This window comes from Thermoleptolyngbya sp. C42_A2020_037 (assembly GCF_015272455.1).
GTDB lineage: Bacteria > Cyanobacteriota > Cyanobacteriia > Elainellales > Elainellaceae > Thermoleptolyngbya.
This window is the reverse complement of sequence record NZ_JACYLP010000056.1, coordinates 239,803-261,282: the sequence shown is the minus strand read 5'-3', so window position 1 is coordinate 261,282 and position 21,480 is coordinate 239,803. Positions and strand designations below refer to the sequence as shown.

At 55.1% G+C, this 21,480-nt stretch carries 14 protein-coding genes; 9 read left to right on the top strand and 5 right to left on the bottom strand.

Annotation, left to right across the window (positions count from 1 at the left end):
- Positions 1-32 precede the first annotated feature (32 nt).
- Entirely contained in the window at positions 33-2,273 is a 2,241-nt protein-coding gene (locus IGS16_RS20775) for a GH3 auxin-responsive promoter family protein (RefSeq protein WP_297088766.1), read from the top strand.
- Positions 2,274-2,363: 90 nt separating this feature from the next.
- On the opposite strand, the gene IGS16_RS20770 is transcribed toward IGS16_RS20775, so the two are convergent.
- Positions 2,364-3,500, bottom strand: coding sequence for a hypothetical protein (locus IGS16_RS20770; RefSeq protein WP_297088764.1), 1,137 nt, complete (start codon positions 3,498-3,500; stop codon positions 2,364-2,366).
- A gap of 165 nt (positions 3,501-3,665) precedes the next feature.
- On the opposite strand from IGS16_RS20770, the gene IGS16_RS20765 reads away from it, so the two are divergent.
- Positions 3,666-3,911: a hypothetical protein gene (locus IGS16_RS20765; protein ID WP_297088762.1), complete on the top strand. Its 246-nt coding sequence runs from the start codon at positions 3,666-3,668 to the stop codon at positions 3,909-3,911.
- 263 nt (positions 3,912-4,174) lie between these two features.
- Here IGS16_RS20765 and IGS16_RS20760 read toward each other — a convergent pair whose 3' ends face one another.
- The gene (locus tag IGS16_RS20760) at positions 4,175-6,499 is read right to left on the bottom strand and encodes an alpha/beta hydrolase (protein WP_297088760.1); all 2,325 of its coding nucleotides are present in this window, start codon (positions 6,497-6,499) and stop codon (positions 4,175-4,177) included.
- A gap of 1,077 nt (positions 6,500-7,576) precedes the next feature.
- Here IGS16_RS20760 and IGS16_RS20755 point away from each other — a divergent pair.
- From IGS16_RS20755 to IGS16_RS20740, 4 genes are all read left to right on the top strand, one after another.
- The gene (locus tag IGS16_RS20755; RefSeq protein WP_297088757.1) at positions 7,577-8,506 is read left to right on the top strand and encodes a YihY/virulence factor BrkB family protein; all 930 of its coding nucleotides are present in this window, start codon (positions 7,577-7,579) and stop codon (positions 8,504-8,506) included.
- 124 nt (positions 8,507-8,630) lie between these two features.
- Positions 8,631-11,120, top strand: a complete 2,490-nt coding sequence (locus tag IGS16_RS20750; RefSeq protein WP_297088755.1) for an HAD-IC family P-type ATPase — start codon at positions 8,631-8,633, stop codon at positions 11,118-11,120.
- A 140-nt stretch (positions 11,121-11,260) separates the two neighbouring features.
- Complete coding sequence (locus IGS16_RS20745) at positions 11,261-12,709, top strand: DUF2252 domain-containing protein (protein ID WP_297088753.1); 1,449 nt, start codon at positions 11,261-11,263, stop codon at positions 12,707-12,709.
- Positions 12,710-12,786: 77 nt separating this feature from the next.
- Entirely contained in the window at positions 12,787-13,578 is a 792-nt protein-coding gene (locus IGS16_RS20740) for a DUF1186 domain-containing protein (RefSeq protein ID WP_297088751.1), read from the top strand.
- 59 nt (positions 13,579-13,637) lie between these two features.
- Here the strand turns inward: IGS16_RS20740 and IGS16_RS20735 are convergent, their stop codons facing one another.
- Positions 13,638-13,799: a hypothetical protein gene (locus IGS16_RS20735; RefSeq protein ID WP_297088749.1), complete on the bottom strand. Its 162-nt coding sequence runs from the start codon at positions 13,797-13,799 to the stop codon at positions 13,638-13,640.
- A gap of 191 nt (positions 13,800-13,990) precedes the next feature.
- On the opposite strand from IGS16_RS20735, the gene cobM reads away from it, so the two are divergent.
- Entirely contained in the window at positions 13,991-14,857 is an 867-nt protein-coding gene (gene cobM / locus IGS16_RS20730; protein ID WP_297088747.1) for a precorrin-4 C(11)-methyltransferase, read from the top strand.
- Positions 14,858-15,225: 368 nt separating this feature from the next.
- On the opposite strand, the gene IGS16_RS20725 is transcribed toward cobM, so the two are convergent.
- Positions 15,226-16,548, bottom strand: coding sequence for a calcium-binding protein (locus IGS16_RS20725; RefSeq protein ID WP_297088745.1), 1,323 nt, complete (start codon positions 16,546-16,548; stop codon positions 15,226-15,228).
- A 258-nt stretch (positions 16,549-16,806) separates the two neighbouring features.
- Positions 16,807-18,633 carry an ABC transporter ATP-binding protein gene (locus IGS16_RS20720; RefSeq protein ID WP_297088743.1) on the bottom strand — a complete coding sequence of 609 codons (1,827 nt, stop codon included), beginning with the start codon at positions 18,631-18,633 and terminating at the stop codon, positions 16,807-16,809.
- Positions 18,634-19,359: 726 nt separating this feature from the next.
- Between IGS16_RS20720 and IGS16_RS20715 the strand changes: the two genes are divergently transcribed.
- Entirely contained in the window at positions 19,360-19,512 is a 153-nt protein-coding gene (locus IGS16_RS20715) for a hypothetical protein (protein WP_297088741.1), read from the top strand.
- Between the two features lie 445 nt (positions 19,513-19,957).
- Positions 19,958-21,442, top strand: a complete 1,485-nt coding sequence (locus IGS16_RS20710; RefSeq protein WP_297088739.1) for an AAA family ATPase — start codon at positions 19,958-19,960, stop codon at positions 21,440-21,442.
- The last annotated feature ends 38 nt before the right edge of the window (positions 21,443-21,480 follow it).

Below are 21,480 nucleotides of genomic sequence, written 5' to 3'. Positions count from 1 at the left end.
CCCAGTTTCTTTAGCAAGATTTGATCAGGTCCATGAATCATCGCTTTACACGCACACTGCTGGAATCCTATGCTGCACATGCGCGAGAACGTCTGATCCACAAGACCAAGCAGGTGATGGAAACGCAAGAACTGTTTCTAAGAGAATTTATTCAAGCACATAAAAATACAGAGCTAGGACAACAGTTTGAACTGTCAACCATCAAAACACTGGAGCAGTTTCGTGAACAAGTTCCGGTGCTGCCCTACAGCTTCTATGAACCCTACACAGAACGAATTGCCCAGGGCGATCGGGGAGTCCTCAACCCCGATCCGGTGGTCTATATTAACCTCACCAGTGGAACCACCAGCCGCAAAAAACAAGTGCCCGTGACTCGACGCTATCAGCGCACGCTGCGTCGGGCTGACCTGGCCAGCATGGGCTTTGCGATCGCCGAACTGAAACAGCGCCGCCTCCCCTTTGGCAAAGCACTGCTCACCAATGCAGTGCCTCAACCCCAAACAACGAGCGGCGGCATCCCCACCGGCCCCGTCAGCGTGGGCAGCATTCGTCAGGGGCGACCGCTATTCCAGCATTTGTTTAGTCAGCCCTTCGAGGCGCTAGAAATCGCTGATACCCTGGCTCGCCACTATGTCTGCCTGCTGTTTGCGCTGCGCCATGCAGATTTGCGGGGCTGGGTCGCCAATTTCCCGATGCTGATGCTGCGAACCTGCCGCTATCTGGAAACCTATGCCGAGGAACTGATTCACGACCTAGAACAGGGGGCGATCGCCCCGTGGCTCCAGCTTGAACCCCACCTGCGGGCCCAGCTCGAACGGCGATTTACGGCGGCTCCCCAGCGGGCAACAGACTTGCGGGCTGCCCTCTACTATGATGGTCGGCTCACGCCCAAAGCGGCCTGGCCAGGACTCAGCTATCTCACCACTGCTCGCGGCGGCACTTCCAATTTTTATCTAGAGCGATTTCCCGACTACTTTGGCGACATCCCGGTATTTGGCGGCGTTTATGGCACCGCCGAAGCCACCTTTGGCGTTTATCCCAGTTTCAACACCGACGGCAGCATTCTGGCAATCGAGAGCGGCTTTTTTGAATTCGTCCCGCAGGATCAGTGGCATGTTGAACAGCCCAAAACCCTCCTGCCTGTGGAGGTGCAGGTTGGCGAACGATATCGTATCTTAGTGACCAGCTACAGCGGCTTCTATCGTTACGACATCGGCGATGTTGTGGAAGTCGTTGGATTTTATGAACAAGCGCCGCTGATTGTGTTTCGCCATCGGCAGGGTGGGCTGCTGTCTTCTACGACAGAGAAAACAACGGAATTTCATGCAATCCAGGTCATGGAACAGGTGCAGCGCGAGTTCAACATCAAGCTCCAAGACTTTTGCATTACCCTGTCTGCCGATGAGTTTCCAGCGCGATATTGGGTGAACATTGAGCTAGCCCCTGGACATTCTCTAGCGCGTCCGTATTCTTTCCTAATGCGGTTTGAATATTGGCTGCAACAGACTAATCTACTCTATGCCAGCGCCCGCCAGGATCAGGTGCCTCCGCCTGGTCTGCGGGTTCTGGCAGCAGGCAGCTTTGCCACGCTCCATCAGCGCCAGGTGCAGCGCGGTATATTTGATTCGCAGCTCAAGCTGCCCCATATCAGCGAAGATCGAACCCTGCTAGAGGGTCTACCCGTGCAGTATGAAATCGGGCTAAGCGATTTCCCAAATGCTAAGCCATTCTGCCATTCCGAATCGGATATTGCGCTATCAGATTTTGCGCTCAGCGGCAACGGGCCTGAGCCAAGTTCTCCGATCTGTGAGCCAGCGCCGCAAGTTCAGCCACAAACGCTTTGGGAGCCTCAACCTTGCCCAACCCGCCTTGTGCCAGAGCTGCACTGCTTGAGGGGCGCAAACCTAATTCGGGCGGATCTAGCAGGGGTAGATTTCAGCGGGCAAGACCTTTCCTATGCTGACCTCAGCGGCGCAAATCTCCAGGGTGCAGTTCTGCGGGGCGCAAACTTGACAGGGGCACTGCTGCGGGAGGCAAACCTGAGTAATGCAGATTTGAGTGAAAGTATCCTGATCAATACTGACCTGACGGATGCACGGCTCCATCGGGCCTGCCTGCGCGGGGCCGTGCTGGATGGGGCGTTTCTGACGCGAACAGACTTTAGCTATGCCGACCTTTCAGACGCAAATCTGAGTAAGGTGTTGATGTGGCATACAAACTTTAGCCATGCCAAGCACACGCTGCCAGCTTTGACCTCATCGCCCATGCTCTGAGCGTGCTGCAAGTCCGGCTTCCGGTATGTGGAGCATCGCAGAAGCAGCGACAGAACAGTGATGGAGCAGTTGCAATAGAGTAAGAGCCAGCTACACCCCCAGCGAAATCACGTCGGTAATGCTTTGTCCTTGGTGAACCCGATTGTGGCGCTGCCCCAGGCTATGCTCCTGGTGGTGCTGCTCGATCAGGTCTGCTTTCGTGCGAAATACCTGGGTGATTTTGGTCTGTGTGGCCACACCGATGGTCTTGCAGAGATCTTTCATCACCGGAAAGGAGATTGCCCATTTGTCTGCATGGGAGGTTTGGGCATTGTTATAGTCCATAATGGCGTACAGCGCCTTTAGCACGCCCGGATCGAGCGATGCATCTTCTGGGGCGGGTTTGGGTTTAGCGGCGCTGGGCCGGGCAGTGGTGGGCTTGGCGGCGGTGGGCTTGGCGGCGGTGGGGGCGATCGCCTTCTTGCCACGGGTCGATGAAACGCGGGACGCAGCTTTTTTCGACGCTACAGGCGTGGGTTCGGGTTCGGCAAGCGACACAGTGGGCACTGCTGGACGTACTATTTCGACCCCCTCAGAAGGGGCTGGCGTAGAAAGGGCTGGCGTGCTGCTGCCGTTTAGCAGCTTGCGGAAGGCTTCCAGCTTTTCTACGGCTGCATCTCGCTCCTGCCGGAGTCGCTGGTTTTCCTGCTGGAGGGCTGCAAGCTGAGCATTGGGCTGGGCTTGTCCTTGTTGCAGCGCTTGCTCTAGCTGCTTCACCTGGTTTTTTAGAGTTTCGATTTCGTTGGTAAACCAGGCCAGCGTTTTGGCCTGATCTGCCACAATCTTGAGGTCAACGGCGGCGGGTGAAGATTCGGCGGTCTCCTCGGCCGAGTTGACGGGTTCGGAGGCGGGTTGGGCGGACTGAGCGTGCGCCTCGACTACCTCTGCTGGATCAACGCCCAGCACCAAAAATATTTCTAGAACCTGGTGCAATAGATCTTCAGAACTGCGGTTTTTACCTTTGATGCCGATCTGTTCTGCAACGGCTTTTAGCAGGTTCAAATCCACAATCACGGGCTTTCGGTAAGCGCGTCGGGTTTTAGACGGCTTTTCATCAGACTCAGCGGCAGATGGCGTTTGGGGTTTGTCAGCGGTCGTCGCAGTCAGTTTGGCAAGCATTTCGGCAGCATTCGTTAGGTCGGTGTGGCTTACTTGGTCTTGGTCGGTCGTGATGAAATCGTCTGTCATGATGGTTTTGGAAGTCTGGGGATGACGGATGGGATACGAGAGTCGGTGGGATTGGGGCGATCGCCCGCCTTGGTTCTAGCGATCAGGCTTCGCAGGCTGAACTGCTTATGGTTCAAGGATTTTACAGATTAGAGCATCGGCGTGTGCTGCTGTTCAGGGGCAAAAATGGCAGAAGACTGTGAGCAGGGCGCGGCTGCTTTATCCATGCGGCGCAGTTTGGCGCAACCTGGCGCAATCTGGCGCGATCGCCCGATCGTCCGCCATCACGGCGGTTGGGGCAGTGGGCATGAGATACGCTCAACCCACAGCACTCGTCACCTTCGCCTCAAGCTGGCGTGCATTAACCTGCTGTGCATTAATCTGTGCATTAATTTTGACCAGAGCCTCAACAGAATAGCTTACTTAGAATAGCTTATTTCTAAAGAAAGCGTGCAAAAATATCTCACCTTTCAGGAAGGAATTGAGATCCAGGCAAATGACAACTCCAAAATTGCTCTGATAGGTCTCAAATAGGTGTCAAAATTGTCAGAATTTAGGGCACTCAAATCTGAGACGCAAAAGCAGTTCAAGTATACTAACGCCACGACTTCAGCTTGGTCAGGAGATGCTGCTTTTATCTTATTCCTGACAGCCTGAAACGCTGGAGTTTGAGGGCGATCGCCATTTTATAGGACTCAGCGAAAGCAGGTTTCCAGGTTAAATAGATTATCGGCATCAAAGTTCCTGGCATACTCTCGACGCTGCAATCGAGCAGGTTCCGAGCGCAAATAGCGATTGACCAAGGAGCGCCAGGGGCGATCGCCATCGGGCAAAGCCAGACCATAGAAACTGCATTCCAGAGATTCATTGGGCACTAGCCCAAAGTTGCCCGTAGCGTAAAAAGGTTCAGAGAAGACAATTCCGTTGACCGTGGTGTGGATCGGGTTGGGGCCACATTCCAGATGAACAGATCCATTCCGAACCAGGTCAAAGCGATTGTCTGCATTGGACGGCAGCACCACCAGCGCCACCGACCTTGATTCCGTCCTCGTAATATAGTCAGCCAGTTGCCTGGCCATGTCAAAGCAAAAGCCCGTCCACTCTGACTGTGGATTAACGTAACCCAGCGGAGCCACTTCGGAGCGAATCCCAATTCTCAGAACGCCCGTTGCGTCTAGATCGTCTAGCACGGAACGACTAGCGGCGACGGGTGAAGAACGGGATGCAAGAGGGCGATCGCCCCCCAGAATTTGCCCTCCGTAGGCAGCGACCAACTGCGCCGGGGATAAAGATTTAATCAGATAAAGCCGATTTTCGTCGTTGCTGAAGGCCGCCGCTCGCTGGGTCAGCACTTGTCCAAAGGAGGCAGTCAAGTAGGGAAGATACTCAGACGTTTCGGGGCGATCGCCCAAATAGGCTTTGAAAAACGCGACGCTGAGGTTGCGGATATAGGAACGCCCAATCGCCCAAGCCGGCCCCCGAATCCGCGCAGGAACCAGTTCTTCATTTTGGGGCGGGCTGGTGGAGAAGTGGGTTCCAGGCACCATCAGTCCCAAATACTGATCGGGGGCATCCATCCAGGCAAACATCGGAATTTGCTCATACACCGATGGCGCTAAGATATCGCGAGTCCCCGCTAGAATCAGCATCGGAATTTGCACATTGCCCACCCCGGACGGGCCATACAGGGTTGCCCCCATCGGATATTGAGCAATCCCAGCGCGAATGCGGGGGTCTGTAAAGTCATAGAGAGTCGGCGGCAAGAAGCGAGCGTGGCATTGCAGCAGAAACGATGGATTGAGCTGGGTTAACCCCTCCGCACAGCGCGGCACAAGCTGAGCCGGGTCGAAGCTGGCCCCTGCTGCTCCCAGAACGGTCATCGCACCCAGAGATTGACCGATAATGCCGACCCGCTGCACGTCGATTTGCCCCTGCCACTGGGGATCGGTCATGTCGAGTTTTTCTAGCTCGTCTAGCAAAAAGATAATGTCTTGCTGCCGACTCACATACTCCGTCGGACTGGTCAAATCGCCCAACCCACCTGCCAGGAACAGACTGCGATAGGTGTCCGTGGTGCCAACATGTTCGGGCACTGCAACGGCAAATCCATAGGAGGCCAGGTGTTCGCCATCTACCATGCCATCGCTGAGACGACCACCCCAGCCGTGGGTGTAAATGACCAGCGGCGCGGGCGTTGGAGCGTTCTCTGGAATGTAAACATCTACCCGCATGGTGTAGCGTCCAGAGAAACCATCGAGCGTCGTGCGAGTGGCTTGGATATCAAACGTCAACTGTTCCCGGCGAAAAGCATAGGGACCGGGCTGGCTCAGGTCTGGCAGCTGATCATAGGCAAACTCCGGATCAGCAGCGGCTTCTTGATTAGAGGCATCCATCACCACTTGAGCGGCTGCATCCTGATACAGAACGACGGTTTTCAAATCTTGCAGAAGCGCCATTAGCGAACGCAGATCGACTCGAATATCTGGAGTAGGATACTGCCGCATCCAGTCGATCCAGGTCCAGCCGTCTGGGTGATTGGCGGCAGAGAGGATGAGCGCCGATCGCACCGCACGAAACCCATTGAGTCCAGAATTGGTTTGCAGAGTCTTGCCGATGCTCTGCAACACCTGCTCCGCCATTGGAATACTGAGAACACGCGAGACTAGCGCGACATCGGCTTTCATTTCGTGCTGGAGCAGTCGCCGCAGTTGCGCTTGAGCGTCAGCATCCAAAAAGCCCAGAAATAGCCTTAAATTGCCCGATACTTGCCCCGTTTGGGCATAGGTTTCGAGCGCATCGACGGAGATCGAGAGTTGGAGGGGGCCCACGTAGGTCGTGAGCCGCTCTGCGCTGAGGGCTGGCGATGCTCCCAGCAGATTACCCCAAACGCCAATGCCCAGTGCAGCGCAGGTCGATAAGAAACCTGTAGAGAGCGATTGGATTAGTCTCCTGGAGGAACGATCAGCAAATCGTTGCAGGGAAGAGATTCTAGAGATGGACGGTTGAAACGAGTGACCCATCGGCTATTGCAGGTTCAAAATGGTTGGACAGGACAACTGAAGTAGGGGAATTTTCAATCCCAACCGTTCGCGCCCGACTTCTGCAATAGCTTACAGTATTTCCCTACGGGGTGCGGTACGATCTATTTCGCAAGAACAGGGGGCAGACATCCGCATTCCTCATCCGATAAGGGAAGACTTAGTTTTCCAGAAGCAGCGATCCCAACAGGCTAAGCAGCGTGCTGCCGTCGTCGTCTACGCCGTCGGGATCAGCGAGGTTATCGGCCTGGGGCAATATTGATGGATCGGTTGTATCTGTATTGCTGGGGCCGGCCCAGATGGGGGCGCCAGGAAAAATAAAGAGAAGATGCAGCCAGTCTTTCGTCAGAACTTGTTTCCAAATTGATGCGGTGCGACCTAGCGTTAGCAGACTAGTCGCCAAAAGCAGACAGTAGAAACCCTCTTAAAAAGAGCTCCGGGACTTACGCACTTGCGACAAGTTTTCCGGGTTTTGGACGATTTCTCGCGGGCTGCGCCCGCGAGAAATCGTCCAACTGCGTAAGTCCTAAGCTCGATAAAAGCATTCAAAGATACCTGACCTGCATCCCTAATGCTTCCGAAATTTGTTTTCGGCGGCGTAGACCAGCGATTGAAAAACATCTGACGTGATTGGAGCGATCGCCATTTTGTCTTGATCGAATTTACTGTATCGAAAAGCGTCAGTCCTCTATGTATCTATCCTCTATGTATGCGCTACAGCATTTTCTTGCAGAGTGAGATATGCGCTGTCTTGAAAAGACGAAGGTTTCGTAGCCTTCTGCACACATCACTAGCTTCAAAAACGCCGTACCTAGATATCCGCCATCCTAGGGAAGGAGTAGAACCGATGACAGTACCGCTATGGGTACCTGTCCTTTTAATACATAGACCTAGAATCGCCTCAGGAGCAAAATTGCAATCTCAACAAAACTTGACCCTGATACTCTAGAAGTTCGCCAATTCAGACTTTGCAAGGTTTTCAGCAATATCAGGTCTAGTCTTGTTTAAGATAATCAATGTAAATTCTGTGTGCAAGACAGCGCGGGATTCAGCAGTATCATGCGGTTTATTCAGTACATCCGCTCGACCATCCTGCCGTCGAGGTTAGTTCAATTGTTTATTCAATCGGGTCTGCGTTGGAATCAAGACAATTGTCCAGGGATGGCGGCGGCGTTGTCCTATCACGCGCTGTTTGCCATGTTTCCCCTGCTGCTGGTGATGTTGAGCATCATCAGTTCCTTGATCGGGCCAGATACGGAAGCGTTTCGGGCGATCGCCGCAGGGTTGGCGCGGGCCCTGCCGCCCGAAGCCCACGAACTGGTCAGGGGAACCATCGTCACGATGAATGAGAACAGCGTCGGCGCGGGACTGGTGGGCTTTGGGATTTTGCTCTTTGCATCGAGCAGTGTGTTTGGAGTATTGCGCTATTCGGTAAATTACATCTGGCGATCGGCCGATCCAGACTCCAACGGGCGGGGTCTGGTGGATTCAGTGCTATTTTTCATTAAAAATCGGCTATTTGCATTTTTGCTAGTGCTGGGAACAGCGCTGCTGCTGCTGGTTTCGCTCGTGTCCAACATTGCGATTCGGATTTTTTTGAATCTGGTCAAGACGCTCCAGGAAACCTTTGAAGTAACTCAGTTTGACGATATCTCGCTGGATCGAGGTCTGCAAACAGGGGTGTCTTTTTTAATATTGGCGATCGCCATTTGTATCTTATTCAAAATTCTACCCAGCGTGGGCATCCAATGGCGAGATGTCTGGCCTGGGGCACTGCTGACTGCCGTGGCAATCTTTGCATTACAGCAGCTTGTGGGCAATAGCGTCATCTCAATTGGCGGACGGTTTCTCTCCTACGGCGTGATCGGTAGCGTGATGATCCTGATGCTGTGGATTTTCTTGACCGTTCAGATTTTCTTCTTTGGCTGCGAGTTTACCTATGTCTATGCCCATTTATTTGGCAGTCGCCGCAGTCGTGTAAAGCATTAGAACGTTGTGTTCAAAACCCCCTCAGCATCACGATTGGGGTTAATATTCTTCAAATTGATGATGTCCACTGACTTCAACACACCTCCAAACCCAAAATCCAAAATCCAAAATCCCAGCTAAGCCCATGTCTTCCACGCCTTCCGCCCTCCAGGGTCTCAGCCAATCCGAAGTTCTTGCCCGTCGCGCTGCGGGACAGGGAAACGATATTCCAGTGCAAACCAGCCGCACCTATTGGGATATCTTTCGCGATAACCTGTTCACGTTTATCAACAGCGTGTATCTGTTCCTGAGCCTAGTGCTGATTGCCCTGGGGCGGGCCAGCGATGTGGTGGTGATTGCCTTTGTGGTGTTGCTCAACGTCGTCATCAACATTATTCAAGAAATTCGCGCCAAGCAAAAGCTAGACAAGATTGCGCTGCTGACGCGCCCTTCGGCCACGGTGATTCGAGATGGGCAATCGCAAGAGATTGACCTGGCAGAAATTGTGGTTGGCGATATTCTGATGCTCCGCCCTGGCGATCAGGTAGTGGTCGATGGCGTTGTGGTTGGTGAGGGCGAAGTCAAAGTAGACGAGTCTCTGCTAACGGGTGAATCGGATCAGATCCTCAAGCGGCCGGGCGACTCGGTATATTCCGGCAGCTTTTGCGTCAGTGGCTCGTCTTGCTATGAGGCAGAGAAGGTGGGGGCTGCCAGCCTGTCCAGCAAGATGACAGCGGAGGCACGTCGATTTCGGAAAGTCCTGACCCCGCTGCAACGCCGAATTAATCTGATTATTCGCCTGTTGCTGGGTGTGGCGATCGTGCTGGGATTGGTAACGTTTCTGCGAATGCTGCTGGGCGTTACTTCCATTACAGCGGGCGTACAAAACTTGGCGGTGCTAGTGGGGCTGGTGCCGATTGGCTTATATCTCATGATTACCCTGGCCTATGCACTGGGTGCAGTCCGCATTGCAGAACAGAGTGCGCTCGTACAGCAGTCCAATGCAGTGGAGTCTTTAAGTAACGTGGATGTCATGTGTTTGGACAAGACCGGGACTCTAACGGCGAATCGAATTAACCTGCGATCGCTCGAACCCATTTACACTGATCGCGCATGGCTGGAAGAACGCCTGGGAGAATACGCTGCGAGCGCCGCCGCGAGTAATAAAACGAATGATGCGATCGCCGAGTTTCTGCCCCGATCGCCGCGTTCTGTCAAGCAAGAAATCCCATTTTCCTCGGTTTATAAATGGAGTGCGATCGCCTTCTCAGATCAGCCTGGGGTGTACGTTCTGGGTGCGCCAGAGGTGCTGGCGATGGCTATGTCTCTGTCGGAAGATCTCCTTAAGCGCATCCAGGAAGGCGCAGACCAAGGACTACGGGTGCTGCTCTTCGCCCATAGCCCCGCGCTTCCCGACTGGTCAAATGCCTCAGAAACTCCAATTTTGCCCCCTGACCTGAAGCCACTGGCGCTCCTGTTCTTTGGAGATGAACTGCGGCCGGATGCCGAAAAAACGCTGGCAGAGTTCCGTCAGGCGGGCATCCAGGTCAAGGTGATTTCGGGCGATAACCCGGTCACAGTTGCAGCCCTGGCCAAACAAGCTGGGTTGAGCGACGACATCATCGCTGTGTCAGGTCAGGATCTGGCAGAAATGGAAGATTCAGCATTCACTCAAACCGCTGAGGAAAGTACGATTTTTGGGCGCATTACGCCAGAGCAAAAGGCGCGGCTGGTGCAGAGCCTCCAGGCTCGCGGGCACTATGTCGCCATGATGGGCGACGGGGTAAACGATGTGCTGTCGCTCAAGCAGGCAAATGTCGGCGTTGCGATGGAAAGCGGCAGCCAGGCCACGCGCAGCGTTGCCGATATTGTGCTGCTCAAAGACACCTTCAGCGCCTTGCCCAAAATCTTCACAGAAGGGCGACGCATCCGCAACGGCGTGGTAGATATCAGCAAGCTGTTTATGGTTCGGATTTTCTCGTTTATCTTGGCGATCGTAGCGATCGGCATGATTACGCTCTCGTTTCCCTTTAGCATCAAAGCCAGCACAATTGTCACGTTCCTCACCGTCGGTCTGCCGCCCTTTTTTGTCACGCTCTGGGCCCGCCCTACCAGACCCAAAGTGTCCTTGTGGGAATCCTTCCGTCATTTTGTCGTGCCTGCCGCACTCACCCTCTCTTTGGCGAGTATTTTGGTCTATCTCTACTTTTTGGCAGAAAACGTCGGCCCGTTGATGGACTGGTTGAGCGGCGCAATTTCGCTAGAAGAGTTGGCACGGCAAATCAATCGCGCACAGATCAGCCAAGCTCAGCAAATTGCAGAATCCGCAATGGTGACAATGCAAGTTTTGGGCGGGCTGCTGTTGCTGCCGTTCCTGAAGCCGCCAACGCCGAGTTGGGCGGGCGGAGAGCCGCTGAGTCGAGACTGGCGCTATACGATTCTGGCAGGACTGGTGCTGTTAATTTACATTGCGATTATTACGGTTCCCCCGCTGCAACGCTTTTTTGAATTGGCTCCTCTGGAACCGCAGGAATATATCGGCATTGGGCTGGTTGCTATTGTTTGGGCGCTGCTGGTGCGCTTTATCTGGCGACGCAAGCTGATGGAGCGCTTTCTGGGGCTGATTCCATTCTAAAACAGCATCTCTAGCGGTGGGGTATGCGGTGCCCCGAAGAGACAAAACCTTTGTGATCACTCGTGTACCTCACTTTAGAAACGTTGTAGGCTGAGTCTAGCTGCTGAATAAATCTGACTTTCGCCGTAGCAAACCCCGAAATGCCGTTTTCATCGTCTGAAAATCTCCGGGTCGATGCAGATACGCTGCCCTTCTCGACTGAGAACCGATCCGTTGCTGAACGTCGGGCGGAGGGCAAAGCTCTGCGTCAAGTCCTCAAGCGCTCGGCCCTCGGCAGCTATAGCCCTGCCGACCCTCGTGAAGACCCGATCGCAATTCTGGAAGCCCAGGCAAAAACTCGCTTATCTGACCTGGTGCCGATTCGCTACGGGCGAATGCTGGCTTCTCCCTTTGCGTTTTTGCGAGGAGCGGCGGCAATCATGATTCGAGATATTGCCCCAGCGCCAACAACGGGCTTGATGGTTCAAGCCTGCGGGGATGTTCATTTATCTAACTTTGGTGTGTTTGCTTCGGCAGAACGCAACTTGATCTTTGGGATCAACGATTTTGATGAAACATATCCAGGGGCATGGGAATGGGATTTGAAGCGGCTGGTGGCCAGCTTTGTGGTGGCGGGAAGGACGCTGGGAGCCAGTTCGGTGCTGTGTGAAGAAGCAGTGCGGGCGGTCGTGCAGTCCTATCGGCAAAATTTGCAGATCTATGCCGAAATGGGGCATCTAGAACTGTGGTACGAAACAATTTCAGAAGATGAGCTGCTTCAGAAGTTGCCCGATGAGCTACGCCAAAAAACCGATCGCCTCTTGACTAAGGCGCGTGAGAGAACGAACTTGCAGACACTAGATAAGATAACAGACTTGATTGATGACCAGCGCCATATTGTGGAGTCGCCGCCTTTGATCGTGCGTCTGGAAAAGACCAGCAGCGGGCGATCGCCCGTAGACGCGATCGCGCTCCTCATGCAGGACTATCTGACCTCCCTGAGTGGCGATCGCCGCTTTTTGCTGTCTCGATATAGAATTGTGGATGGGGCCCGCAAGGTGGTGGGAGTTGGCAGCGTCGGGACTCGATGTTCAGTCATTTACCTAGAAGGCACAGGCGACAATGATCCCCTGTTTCTGCAAATCAAAGAGGCCCAGCCTTCGGTTCTAGCACCCTACGTAGACCCAGTAAATCAAGATCCGCTCTGTCGGCATCGGCTGCCAGATCATCATCAGGGACACCGCGTTGTGATTGGGCAGCGATTGATCCAGGGTGCCCCAGACATTTTTCTAGGATGGGGGACGCTGGATGGCGTTCATTACTACCTTCGCCAACTGCGCGACATGAAAGGTTCCCTCAAGATCGAACCCGGTAAGTTTGCGCCCTCGTCCCTGCCAAACTACGGCGTGCTGTGCGGCTGGGCGCTGGCCCTCGCCCATGCCAAATCTGGCGATGCGGCGATGCTGGCAGGCTACGTGGGCAAGAGCGCCGCCCTAGATGACGCACTGGTTCCCTTTGCCAACGCCTATGCAGACCAGACAGAACGAGACTATGATCTGCTAGTGGCGGCAGCGCGACAGGGACGTATCCCCGTCACCGAGGGCGTTTAGGCAGCAATATGCGATACCGCACTTATCATTTACAACATTTGTAACCTGTTTTCACCGACTATTTTTCACCGACTATTATGACTTCTGAAACTTACTCTCCACCCGTCAACGTGCTGCTTCAGCTTGGGGAAAAGCGCCTGCGCCTACATCACAAGTGGATAGACTATCCCCAGCAGTATGGGTTCACTGAGGCGGATATTCCTGAATTGACTCGAATGGCGATCGACCAGGAATTAAATTGGGCTGAGTCGGATAACCCAGAGTCTTGGGCACCTGTTCATGCGTGGCGGGCACTAGGGCAGCTCAAAGCCGAGGATGCAGTTGAGCCGCTGCTCTCAGTCTTCAGCGCTATGGAAGAGAATGACTGGTTCAATGAAGAAATGCCTGAAGTCTTTGCGCTGATTGGTTCGGCGGCTCTCTCTCCAACTCGGGATTTTTTAGAAAATCCAAAGAATCCTTTCTACTGCCGCTGGACAGCAGCTAACATCCTGGTCAAACTGGGTCAAACCCACCCGGAGATGAGGGCAGCATGTGTGGCGGCTCTGGAAGCGACGCTTGAGCAGTATTCCAGCAACAGCCCAGAGATGAACGGGGTTTTGGTCAATAGCCTGCTGGATCTGGCATCTCGGGAGTCTGCGCCCATCATCGAGCAGGCCTATGCTGCGAAATGGGTAGACTTTTCGATATGTGGAGACTGGCTAGATGTGCAGCGTCACTTAGGCTTGCTCTCGCCAGCGGAAGTGTATGAGCATCGGCATCGGGTTGATGCAGAACGGCTGAGGGTGAAAACGTCGAAGCTGCCTGCGTCTCCTTCTAAGGGATTTGGTGCTGAAACTGCACAGAAGAAGCCGAAAAAGAAGAGTAAGTAAGCTAATTGTTGATTCCCTGCCCCGTGGCGATCGCCCCTCCCTGTCCTATTGGGTCAATATCACAGCGTTCGTAGAAACAGCGCGATCGCCCCTGTGTTATTACCGTGACCGATGTGCGGGCGTAATGTATGACGCTGAAAGCTGTCGGAATAGTGACAGGTGTGGCGAGTGACAGGTGTGGCGGGCCGACGCTCTATTTTGTCTCGGTCGCGCCCAAACATGAAACGCTGTGAATTCCCTAAATATTCGCAAATATTCGCTACACTTTGCTTTCAGGACTGACGCACTTGCGAGCGGTTTGCTGAATTTTGGACGATTTCTCGCGGGTGCAGCCCACGAGAAATTATCCGCCACGGGAAATTGTCCAACTGCATCAGTCCTAGTTTTCTAATCACGTTTGGGGCGATCGCCAATGACGGGTCTTCAGGTCACTGATTTCGGGGCAAATCTTGCAGTTGGAACAGCGGAACCGCTGGAGCCAGCCGTGTATATCGTGGGCGCGGGGCCCGGCGATCCAGAACTGCTGACGCTGAAGGCCTATCGCCTGCTGTCCCAGGCAGACGTGATTCTGGTAGCCGATTCGCTGGTGCCGCAGCAGGTGTTGGGCTGTGTTCGTCCGGATGCAGAGATTGTGCGGACGGCCAACAAAACGCTGGAAGACATTTTGCCGCTGATGGTGGCGCGAGTGCGATCGCACCAATCGGTCGTGCGGCTGCATTCCGGCGACCCCAGCCTCTACAGCGCCATCCACGAGCAAATGCACCTGCTGGCGGCAGCGGACATTCCCTTTGAGGTGATTCCGGGCATCAGCGCGTTTCAGGCGGCGGCGGCACGGCTAAAAGTAGAACTGACGCTGCCCGGACTGGTGCAAACCATCATCCTGACGCGGATTAGCGGGCGCACCCAGGTTCCCGATGCCGAAAATCTGGCTTCTCTGGCAGCGCACCAAGCCAGCCTGTGCCTCTACCTCAGCGCTCGCCATGTAGAAGCCGCCCAGTCGCAACTCATGGAACACTATGCCGCCGATACGCCCGTGGCGATTTGCTTTCGGCTGGGCTGGCCCGATGAGCAGATCTGGCTTACGCCGCTCAGCCAGATGGCAGCAACGACCCAAGAAAAAGACCTGATTCGCACGACGCTATACGTGATTAGTCCGGCGCTGGCGGCGGCAAGGGGTTCTGCGGAAAGATCTGAAACGTCCGTGCGATCGCGCTTGTATAACCCAGAGCATGATCACCTATTTCGGCGATCGCCCTCCAGGAGAGCGATCCAGCCATAGTTCAGCTATCGTAAAGGGTCCGCAGAGCGTCGCGGGGAAAGGAGCAAGCTCAGGAACTCTCAGAACAATTCTCAGAATATTTACTTAAGCACTTTGAACTTTTCCGTAATTTCACAGAAAACCCAATACACTATTTTCAAAGACCAGTAGTGATCCTGAAGGGCAGGCGGTGCGCTCCGTCTGCTCTTTTCTTTTCTGTCGGGATTTAGCCTTCTCTGATGTAGCAAATGCTTCACAGGCGAGCTTATGATTTTGGATTTTGGATTTTGGATTTGCGATTTTAGATTGCCGGTCAGCGTCCGCTGGGCCTCCGCAATTTCGTCCATAGCGATCCTTTAGAAGGATGGACACTAGGCCGGCCGGGTCACCTAGAACAGCACCAGGTCGATGCTGGGTGAAAAGGTCAACCCCGGCAGAAGCTGCATCACCAGCGTTCCGTTAAACGTCAGCGCTCCAGTGGCGCTGCTGTAGGCAAACTGGCTCGTCAGCATCGCCCCAGTGCCAAATTTGGAAATTTGAATTTTATCGCCTTCGGCGCGAGAAAAATCCTGAATCGTCGCCACGCCGTCGAAGCTGAAAAACGAGAAGGTGTCTGCGCCCGCGCCACCCGCCAGCGTGTCGTTGCCGCTGTTGCCGGATAGCACGTCATTTCCCTCGCCGCCGCTGAGGCTGTCGTTGCCCAGCCCGCCGGTCAGGGAGTCGTTGCCCGCGTTGCCCAGCAGCGTGTCGTCGCCGTCGCCGCCGCTGAGGGTATCATCGCCCTCTTGTCCCTCCAAGCGGTCGTTGCCATTGCCGCCAAAGATCTCGTCGTTGCCGCCGCCGCCAAACAGCGTATCCTTGCCGTCGCCGCCAAAGATCAGGTCGACATCCTCGCCGCCAAAAATCAGGTCGTTGCCGTCGCCGCCGCTGAGTTCCTGGTCATTGCCAAAGTTGACTTCCGTTGCACCGTCTGCCAGTCCGCCATAAATCGTGTCGTTGCCCGCGCCCCCCAGCAAGATATCCTTGCCATCGCCGCCGATCAGCAAATCTCGCCCCGCCATACCATCTATGATGTCGTTGCCTGGGCCGCCGTTGAGGGTGTCGTTCCCTGCGCCGCCGTTGAGGGTGTCGTTGCCTGCGCCCCCCAGCAAGTTATCTTTGCCCTCTTCGCCAAACAGCGAGTCATTGCCGCCACGACCGCGCAGGGTGTCATTGCCCTCCTGTCCCCGCAGGGTGTCGCTGCCGCTTTTGCCGTCTATCGTGTCGTCGCCTTTGCCTGCAAAGATTGCGTCGTCGCCAGCAGACCCCCCGTAGCGATCGCCCTGTTTGCCCAACCGCACCGGCACCACTCCCGCATCCAGCAGAATAATCGTCACTTCCTGCGATGCGGCCCCTTCTGCCAGGCGGATGCTGAAGATCTGGCTGCCCGCAGCGGGTTCTCGAAACACGTAGGTCGATTTGGCAAAGCCCAGGCCATCGCCCTCCGACAGCGTGAACACCACCGAGTCAGTACCGTCGGGCACGCCGTCGTTAAATACTTCAAACGAAACGGGGCCGGCTTCAAACTCGAAGGGAATACCGCCAGAGGCCGTGCCCACCTCTACTGGATCGAGCCAAGTGGGTAAGAAGTCGCTCTGATCCCACGACCGCTCATCGCCCCAGAAGGAAGACTGGTTGCGCTGCCGTCCTCTGCCCTTGGCTTTTTTACTCATAGATCGAACCTCTTGTATGGGCTACCGGAGACGCGGGAGCTGGGGAGGGGGTTCCTGCATCCACCGGGTTTGAAATGAAACGTTAGAATTGGGCCGCCTGCAATAGGCATTCCACCTTCTGGACTGACAATGCTTTCTTCAATCCTAAAGAACCCTTTTGCGGAATCTTTGAACGCATAAAAAAGGGCAGAGCTAAACACACTCTGCCCCTTTGGATTACGCTTGAGGAACGATACTTGATTGATTAGATCAAGTAAATTACGCCATTAGCTCACCCGTTTCCTGCAAAGCGTGGAGGCGGTGATAGATGCCGCCGTGGGCGAGGAGTTCCATATGGCTGCCCACTTCCACAATTTGACCCTGATCTAGCACCACGATCTGATCCGCTTCCCGCACCGTACTCAGGCGGTGGGCGATGATGATCGTCGTGCGCGTGCCCAGAATGTTTTGCATCGCCAACTGGATCGATCGCTCGGATTCGTAGTCCAGGCTGGAGGTGGCTTCATCAAACACTAGCACGTCCGGGTTCATCAGCAGGGCGCGGGCAATGCCGAGGCGCTGTCGCTGACCGCCAGAGAGCCGCACGCCCCGCTCGCCGACGACGGTGAGATAGCCCTGGGGCAGGGTTTTCACGAATTCGTCCACGCGGGCAATGTGGCAGGCTTCGGCGATCGCCTCCTGCGTTACGCGGGGGTTGCCGTAGGTCAGATTGTCCATCAGCGTGCCGTTGAACACATCCACCTCCTGGTGCACAATCGCCAGTCGCTTGCGATAGCCCGTGATGTCGAGCGATCGCACGTCCTGACCATCGATCAACACGCGCCCACTGTGCGGCTCGAAATAGCGAAACAGCAGCTTCACCAGAGTCGATTTGCCAGAACCAGAACGACCCACCAGCGCCACCGTCTGGCGCGGCTCGATCAGCAGATTGATGTTTTGTAGCACCGGGCGATCGCGCTCATAGCCAAAACTCAGGTTTTCAAAATGAACCTTACCGGTGAACTGGTAGTGGCGCACCGCTGCGGGCGGATCGAGTAAGTTATGGGAATCTTGCCCATCCGGAGTTTGCATGAACTCGTGAAAGCGGTTCATCGAGGCATAGCGGCGGGCAAACACCTCCGCCACGGTGCAGATTGGTTCCAGTTCTGCATAGGCCATGCTGGACACCGTGAGCGTCGTCACAAAATGCCCCAGCGAGATATTGCCCTGCACCGTCGCCCACAGCGTCAGCGCCAGCACCACAAACACCGACGACTCCACCACCAGCTTTTGCCAGGCAAACAGGGTGACGTAGCCCTTATGAACCCGATAGTCCACCACCTTAAACTCGCGTTCTATCCGCTGTCGCTGCCGCTCTAGCTCGTTTGCTTCCGTCGCAAAGGCTTTCACGGTTTTGATGTTGGTGATGATTTCCGAAGTGCGGCTTTCGGTGTTCTCCATGTATTCATCGAGCCGTTCCTCTTTTTTGATCAGTCGCCGCAGGTTGTGCAGCAGAAAGGCGAGAATCAGCACGAACGAAATCAGGAACAGGATCGCGATGCGCCACTCGATTAGTAAGATGACTCCAAAGATCCCAATCACGCGAACGATCTTGGGAATAAGCTGACCCGCGATTTCGGGATAGGTCCAGGTATGGTTTGCTAAGCCCCGCGCGACTCGCCCAGAGATGCGACCCGGATTGTTTTCGTCATAAAACTCCAACGGTAAAGAGAGAACTTTGGCGATCGCCCGAATTGTGTGATCGCGGCGTGATTTCAGCGCAATATCCCAGTGAAACCAGACCCCCAACCACGCCTGAATCGGCGCACGAACCACCGTCACCAAAAAGATAATGCCCAGCAGCACCACCAGCGAGAGCGATCGCCCCACGTCCCAATCGCCCATTGCGCCCACCTGCGCCACAAACCGCTGCAACGGCCCGTCCAGCGGCTGCCCCGACAGCACATTCAGCAGTTGCCCAATGGCATAGGGGACGGCCAAATCCACTACCTCAAACAGGCTGCTGGCCGTAATGCTAAACACCGAGAGGCCCCAGTATCGTCTGTAGTAATTCAGAATATTGTGAAAACTCTGTGAACTCGCCATCGCGGGAGACCTCCACCCAGATCGGCAGACAGGCATGTGCCCAAGAGCCTCATCAGAAACTCAGGGGCGATCGCCCTTCTGCACGGTTAGATTACGATTGTAGCACGATGTAATACAACCGACTGAAGATTCTGCATAGAGGCGCGACTGGCAACTGGCGAACCAGCCACCCAAGACAGCACACCCTAAACCCCATGCTGCCCTGGGGTTTGCTCTAGGCCTACCTCAAATCGCTATCCCAAAATAGTATCTAGAGAATATTTAGTGCCGGAAATACACAATGCTGCGCTGAAAACTCTGGATGCGCCTAGCATCCGGAAGCAGCCTCCAGACGGTAGGACAATTTTGTAGACGACAATTTGTAGACGACAATTTGTAGACGACTTGTAGACGACAAGTTGCAGGTGCAGTCAGTCATCGCCCCAGCACAGCCTATCTAGCGGGGAGCAGACCCAAAGCGATGCTGCGTCAACCGTCTATGCATGTGTTATGCATCGTGTTACGCATCGTGTTATGCATCGGGATCGGACGATCGCCCAGCGACCTAGCGAGGCGGATTCGGTTTCTGATGGCTGGTCAGACAGGGTAGAACCGTAAACAAAGAAAGCCAGAGCACCAGGGCACCAACTTCAAACATAGGATGTCGTTAAGGATTAGTTGATGTGAAACAGGGAACAGAGTAGAACCTGAAGCTGGGCAGCGGAGAGCCACAAAGCAAATCACAACATGCACCAACCTGAAACAGGCACAGACCAGACGCAGCCCGGATATCGACACAGACCGGATATCGACCCAAAACAAATTGAACTGCTGGTAGAAACTCCCCATTTGCTGGTCACTGAATCGTCCTTTAGCGCGGCTGTAGAACTGCTTACTTGAGGTCACTGAGCAGTCCTTCAGAAACAGGACTCGTATCTTCTATTCTTACCATTAATTTCACGGATTCATACCGTCAACATACTGAGTTCCCCAGATCACGGCGGTTCATCCAATCGGGCGATCGCGCTTCATTATTCCTCAAGGTTGACGACAGTTTCCGAGTGGGAATACTACAGGTTAGTGTTTTGGGGTTAGAGCCATTTGAAACCCTTGATTCCGCCTTGATCTGTCATCTGCTTGAAGCAAAATGACCGGTTTGAATCCAGAGAAATGGCTCAAAATCCTTCTTTTGAAGGAGATTTAGAGGAGCGCCTGTTGATGGGCAATCCAGCAGTCAGGTCGGTGCATCCGCCCTTGCAACCTGATGCACCCTGCCTGATGTTTCACCCCCCCTCTTTGCATCAGTCGTTGCAGAGTCATTATCCCTAAGCTCATTAACTTTCTCATGTCCGCAGAACCCCTTACCGAGTCATTACCAGAGCCGCCCACGGGAGCATCCGCCGGATTCGCCGACAACTGGAGCTACCTGAAGACCGAACTAGGCTGGCTAGAACGGATGTTGATGGTGGCGGTGGCGCGACAAAAAAAGGAAGCCAAAGAAATCGACCGGGTAGCCCAGTCGCGGGCAGACCGAGTGACGAGCCACTGGTGGCAGGGCGTGATTTCGCTGGACGGCAAGATTTGCTACGACGAATATCGCCAGCCGCCTGCGACAACCGCGGTGACCACACCCCGACCGGGCTATCAGCAGCAGCTTGAGGGACGCATCCGGGCGACAGAGTCCCGCGGCATTTCACTGGGGCTGCCGATGTTGTGCGATCGCCTCCAGCTTTCGCTGTTTGAAAAGCAGGTGATTTTGCTGGCGATCGCCCCAGAGGTGAACCGCCGCTATGCCCGTCTATATCGCTTTTTGCAGGGGGAAGAGTCTGCCATGTCTGACCTGCCCACAGTGAACCTGGCGCTGCAACTGTTGTGTCGCAATGACCAGGAATGGCGAGTCGGGCGATCGCACCTGCTGGATGACGCGCCCCTGCTAAAGTTGGGTCTGCTAGAGCGACACCCGCGCAACACCGACACCCTGCTCAACCAATCGCTGCGGCTGGCGGCTCCCCTGGTCAACTTCTTGCTAGACGAACAGCCCCAGGCGGCGGTGCTGGATCGCCTGCTGCAACCTGCCGCCGTCGAGTCGTTTTTGACCCTCCGCCGGACGGAAGTGCGGTGGGATGCGCTGGTATTGCCAGAATCGCTGATCGAGCGGCTGCGATCGCTCTGTGATCTGGCCAGCGCCGCTGCCGTTTCCCCGACCGCCAGCGGGCCCGTCGCCGTACTAGCTGGGCCCTCGGGGGTCGGCAAAACCCTAGCCGCCGAGGCGATCGCCCACACATTGGGGCAGCCCTTGGCAACGGTCGATCTGTCCCAGGTCAACCCGGCCGACTTTCCGCTGCTGCTGCAAGACATCGAGGCTACCCGTCCGCCGTTGCTGCTGGTAAAATCGGCCCAGCTTTGGCTGCGACGGTCAGCGGCGATCGCCCCCTCCGAAATCTCCCGCCTGCTTTCCCTTCGGCAAGAAGATAGAACGCTGACCCTATTCAGCCTGCCCCACGCCGAGGCGATCGCCCTGCCCTGGCAACGCCAGCTCCGTCCGGTTCTCTCGTTTGCCATGCCCGACGCGGCTCAACGCTGGCAGATCTGGCAGCAAACAGAACTGTTTCCGCAAAGCAGCCCCATCGACTGGGAGGCTCTGGCCAAGCAGCTTGCCGTATCCGGTGGCGAGATTCGGGCGATCGCCCAGACTGCCCGCCAGCTTCAGCTTGCCAAGGATGCGCCCTTGGCCGAACACTTGCAGCGGGCGATCGCCCTGCGAGGACATTCTCTCTCACTGCCACTGCGGTCGCGCAGCCGGGGGCGCAAAGTGCAGAAAGAGTCTTAGCAGATTGGCAATCCAAAATCGTCAATACTAAAATTCAA

Bases quoted from the DNA above. Each gene is read 5' to 3' on its own strand.
- IGS16_RS20735 (WP_297088749.1), bottom strand. From the start codon at position 13,799: ATGTTTGGGCGCGACCGAGACAAAATAGAGCGTCGGCCCGCCACACCT.
- IGS16_RS20745 (WP_297088753.1), top strand. From the start codon at position 11,261: ATGCCGTTTTCATCGTCTGAAAATCTCCGGGTCGATGCAGATACGCTG.
- IGS16_RS20720 (WP_297088743.1), bottom strand. From the start codon at position 18,633: ATGGCGAGTTCACAGAGTTTTCACAATATTCTGAATTACTACAGACGA.
- IGS16_RS20760 (WP_297088760.1), bottom strand. From the start codon at position 6,499: ATGGGTCACTCGTTTCAACCGTCCATCTCTAGAATCTCTTCCCTGCAA.
- cobM (WP_297088747.1), top strand. From the start codon at position 13,991: ATGACGGGTCTTCAGGTCACTGATTTCGGGGCAAATCTTGCAGTTGGA.
- IGS16_RS20710 (WP_297088739.1), top strand. From the start codon at position 19,958: ATGTCCGCAGAACCCCTTACCGAGTCATTACCAGAGCCGCCCACGGGA.
- IGS16_RS20725 (WP_297088745.1), bottom strand. From the start codon at position 16,548: ATGAGTAAAAAAGCCAAGGGCAGAGGACGGCAGCGCAACCAGTCTTCC.
- IGS16_RS20775 (WP_297088766.1), top strand. From the start codon at position 33: ATGAATCATCGCTTTACACGCACACTGCTGGAATCCTATGCTGCACAT.
- IGS16_RS20740 (WP_297088751.1), top strand. From the start codon at position 12,787: ATGACTTCTGAAACTTACTCTCCACCCGTCAACGTGCTGCTTCAGCTT.
- IGS16_RS20715 (WP_297088741.1), top strand. From the start codon at position 19,360: ATGCACCAACCTGAAACAGGCACAGACCAGACGCAGCCCGGATATCGA.
- IGS16_RS20755 (WP_297088757.1), top strand. From the start codon at position 7,577: ATGCGGTTTATTCAGTACATCCGCTCGACCATCCTGCCGTCGAGGTTA.
- IGS16_RS20750 (WP_297088755.1), top strand. From the start codon at position 8,631: ATGTCTTCCACGCCTTCCGCCCTCCAGGGTCTCAGCCAATCCGAAGTT.
- IGS16_RS20765 (WP_297088762.1), top strand. From the start codon at position 3,666: ATGGCAGAAGACTGTGAGCAGGGCGCGGCTGCTTTATCCATGCGGCGC.
- IGS16_RS20770 (WP_297088764.1), bottom strand. From the start codon at position 3,500: ATGACAGACGATTTCATCACGACCGACCAAGACCAAGTAAGCCACACC.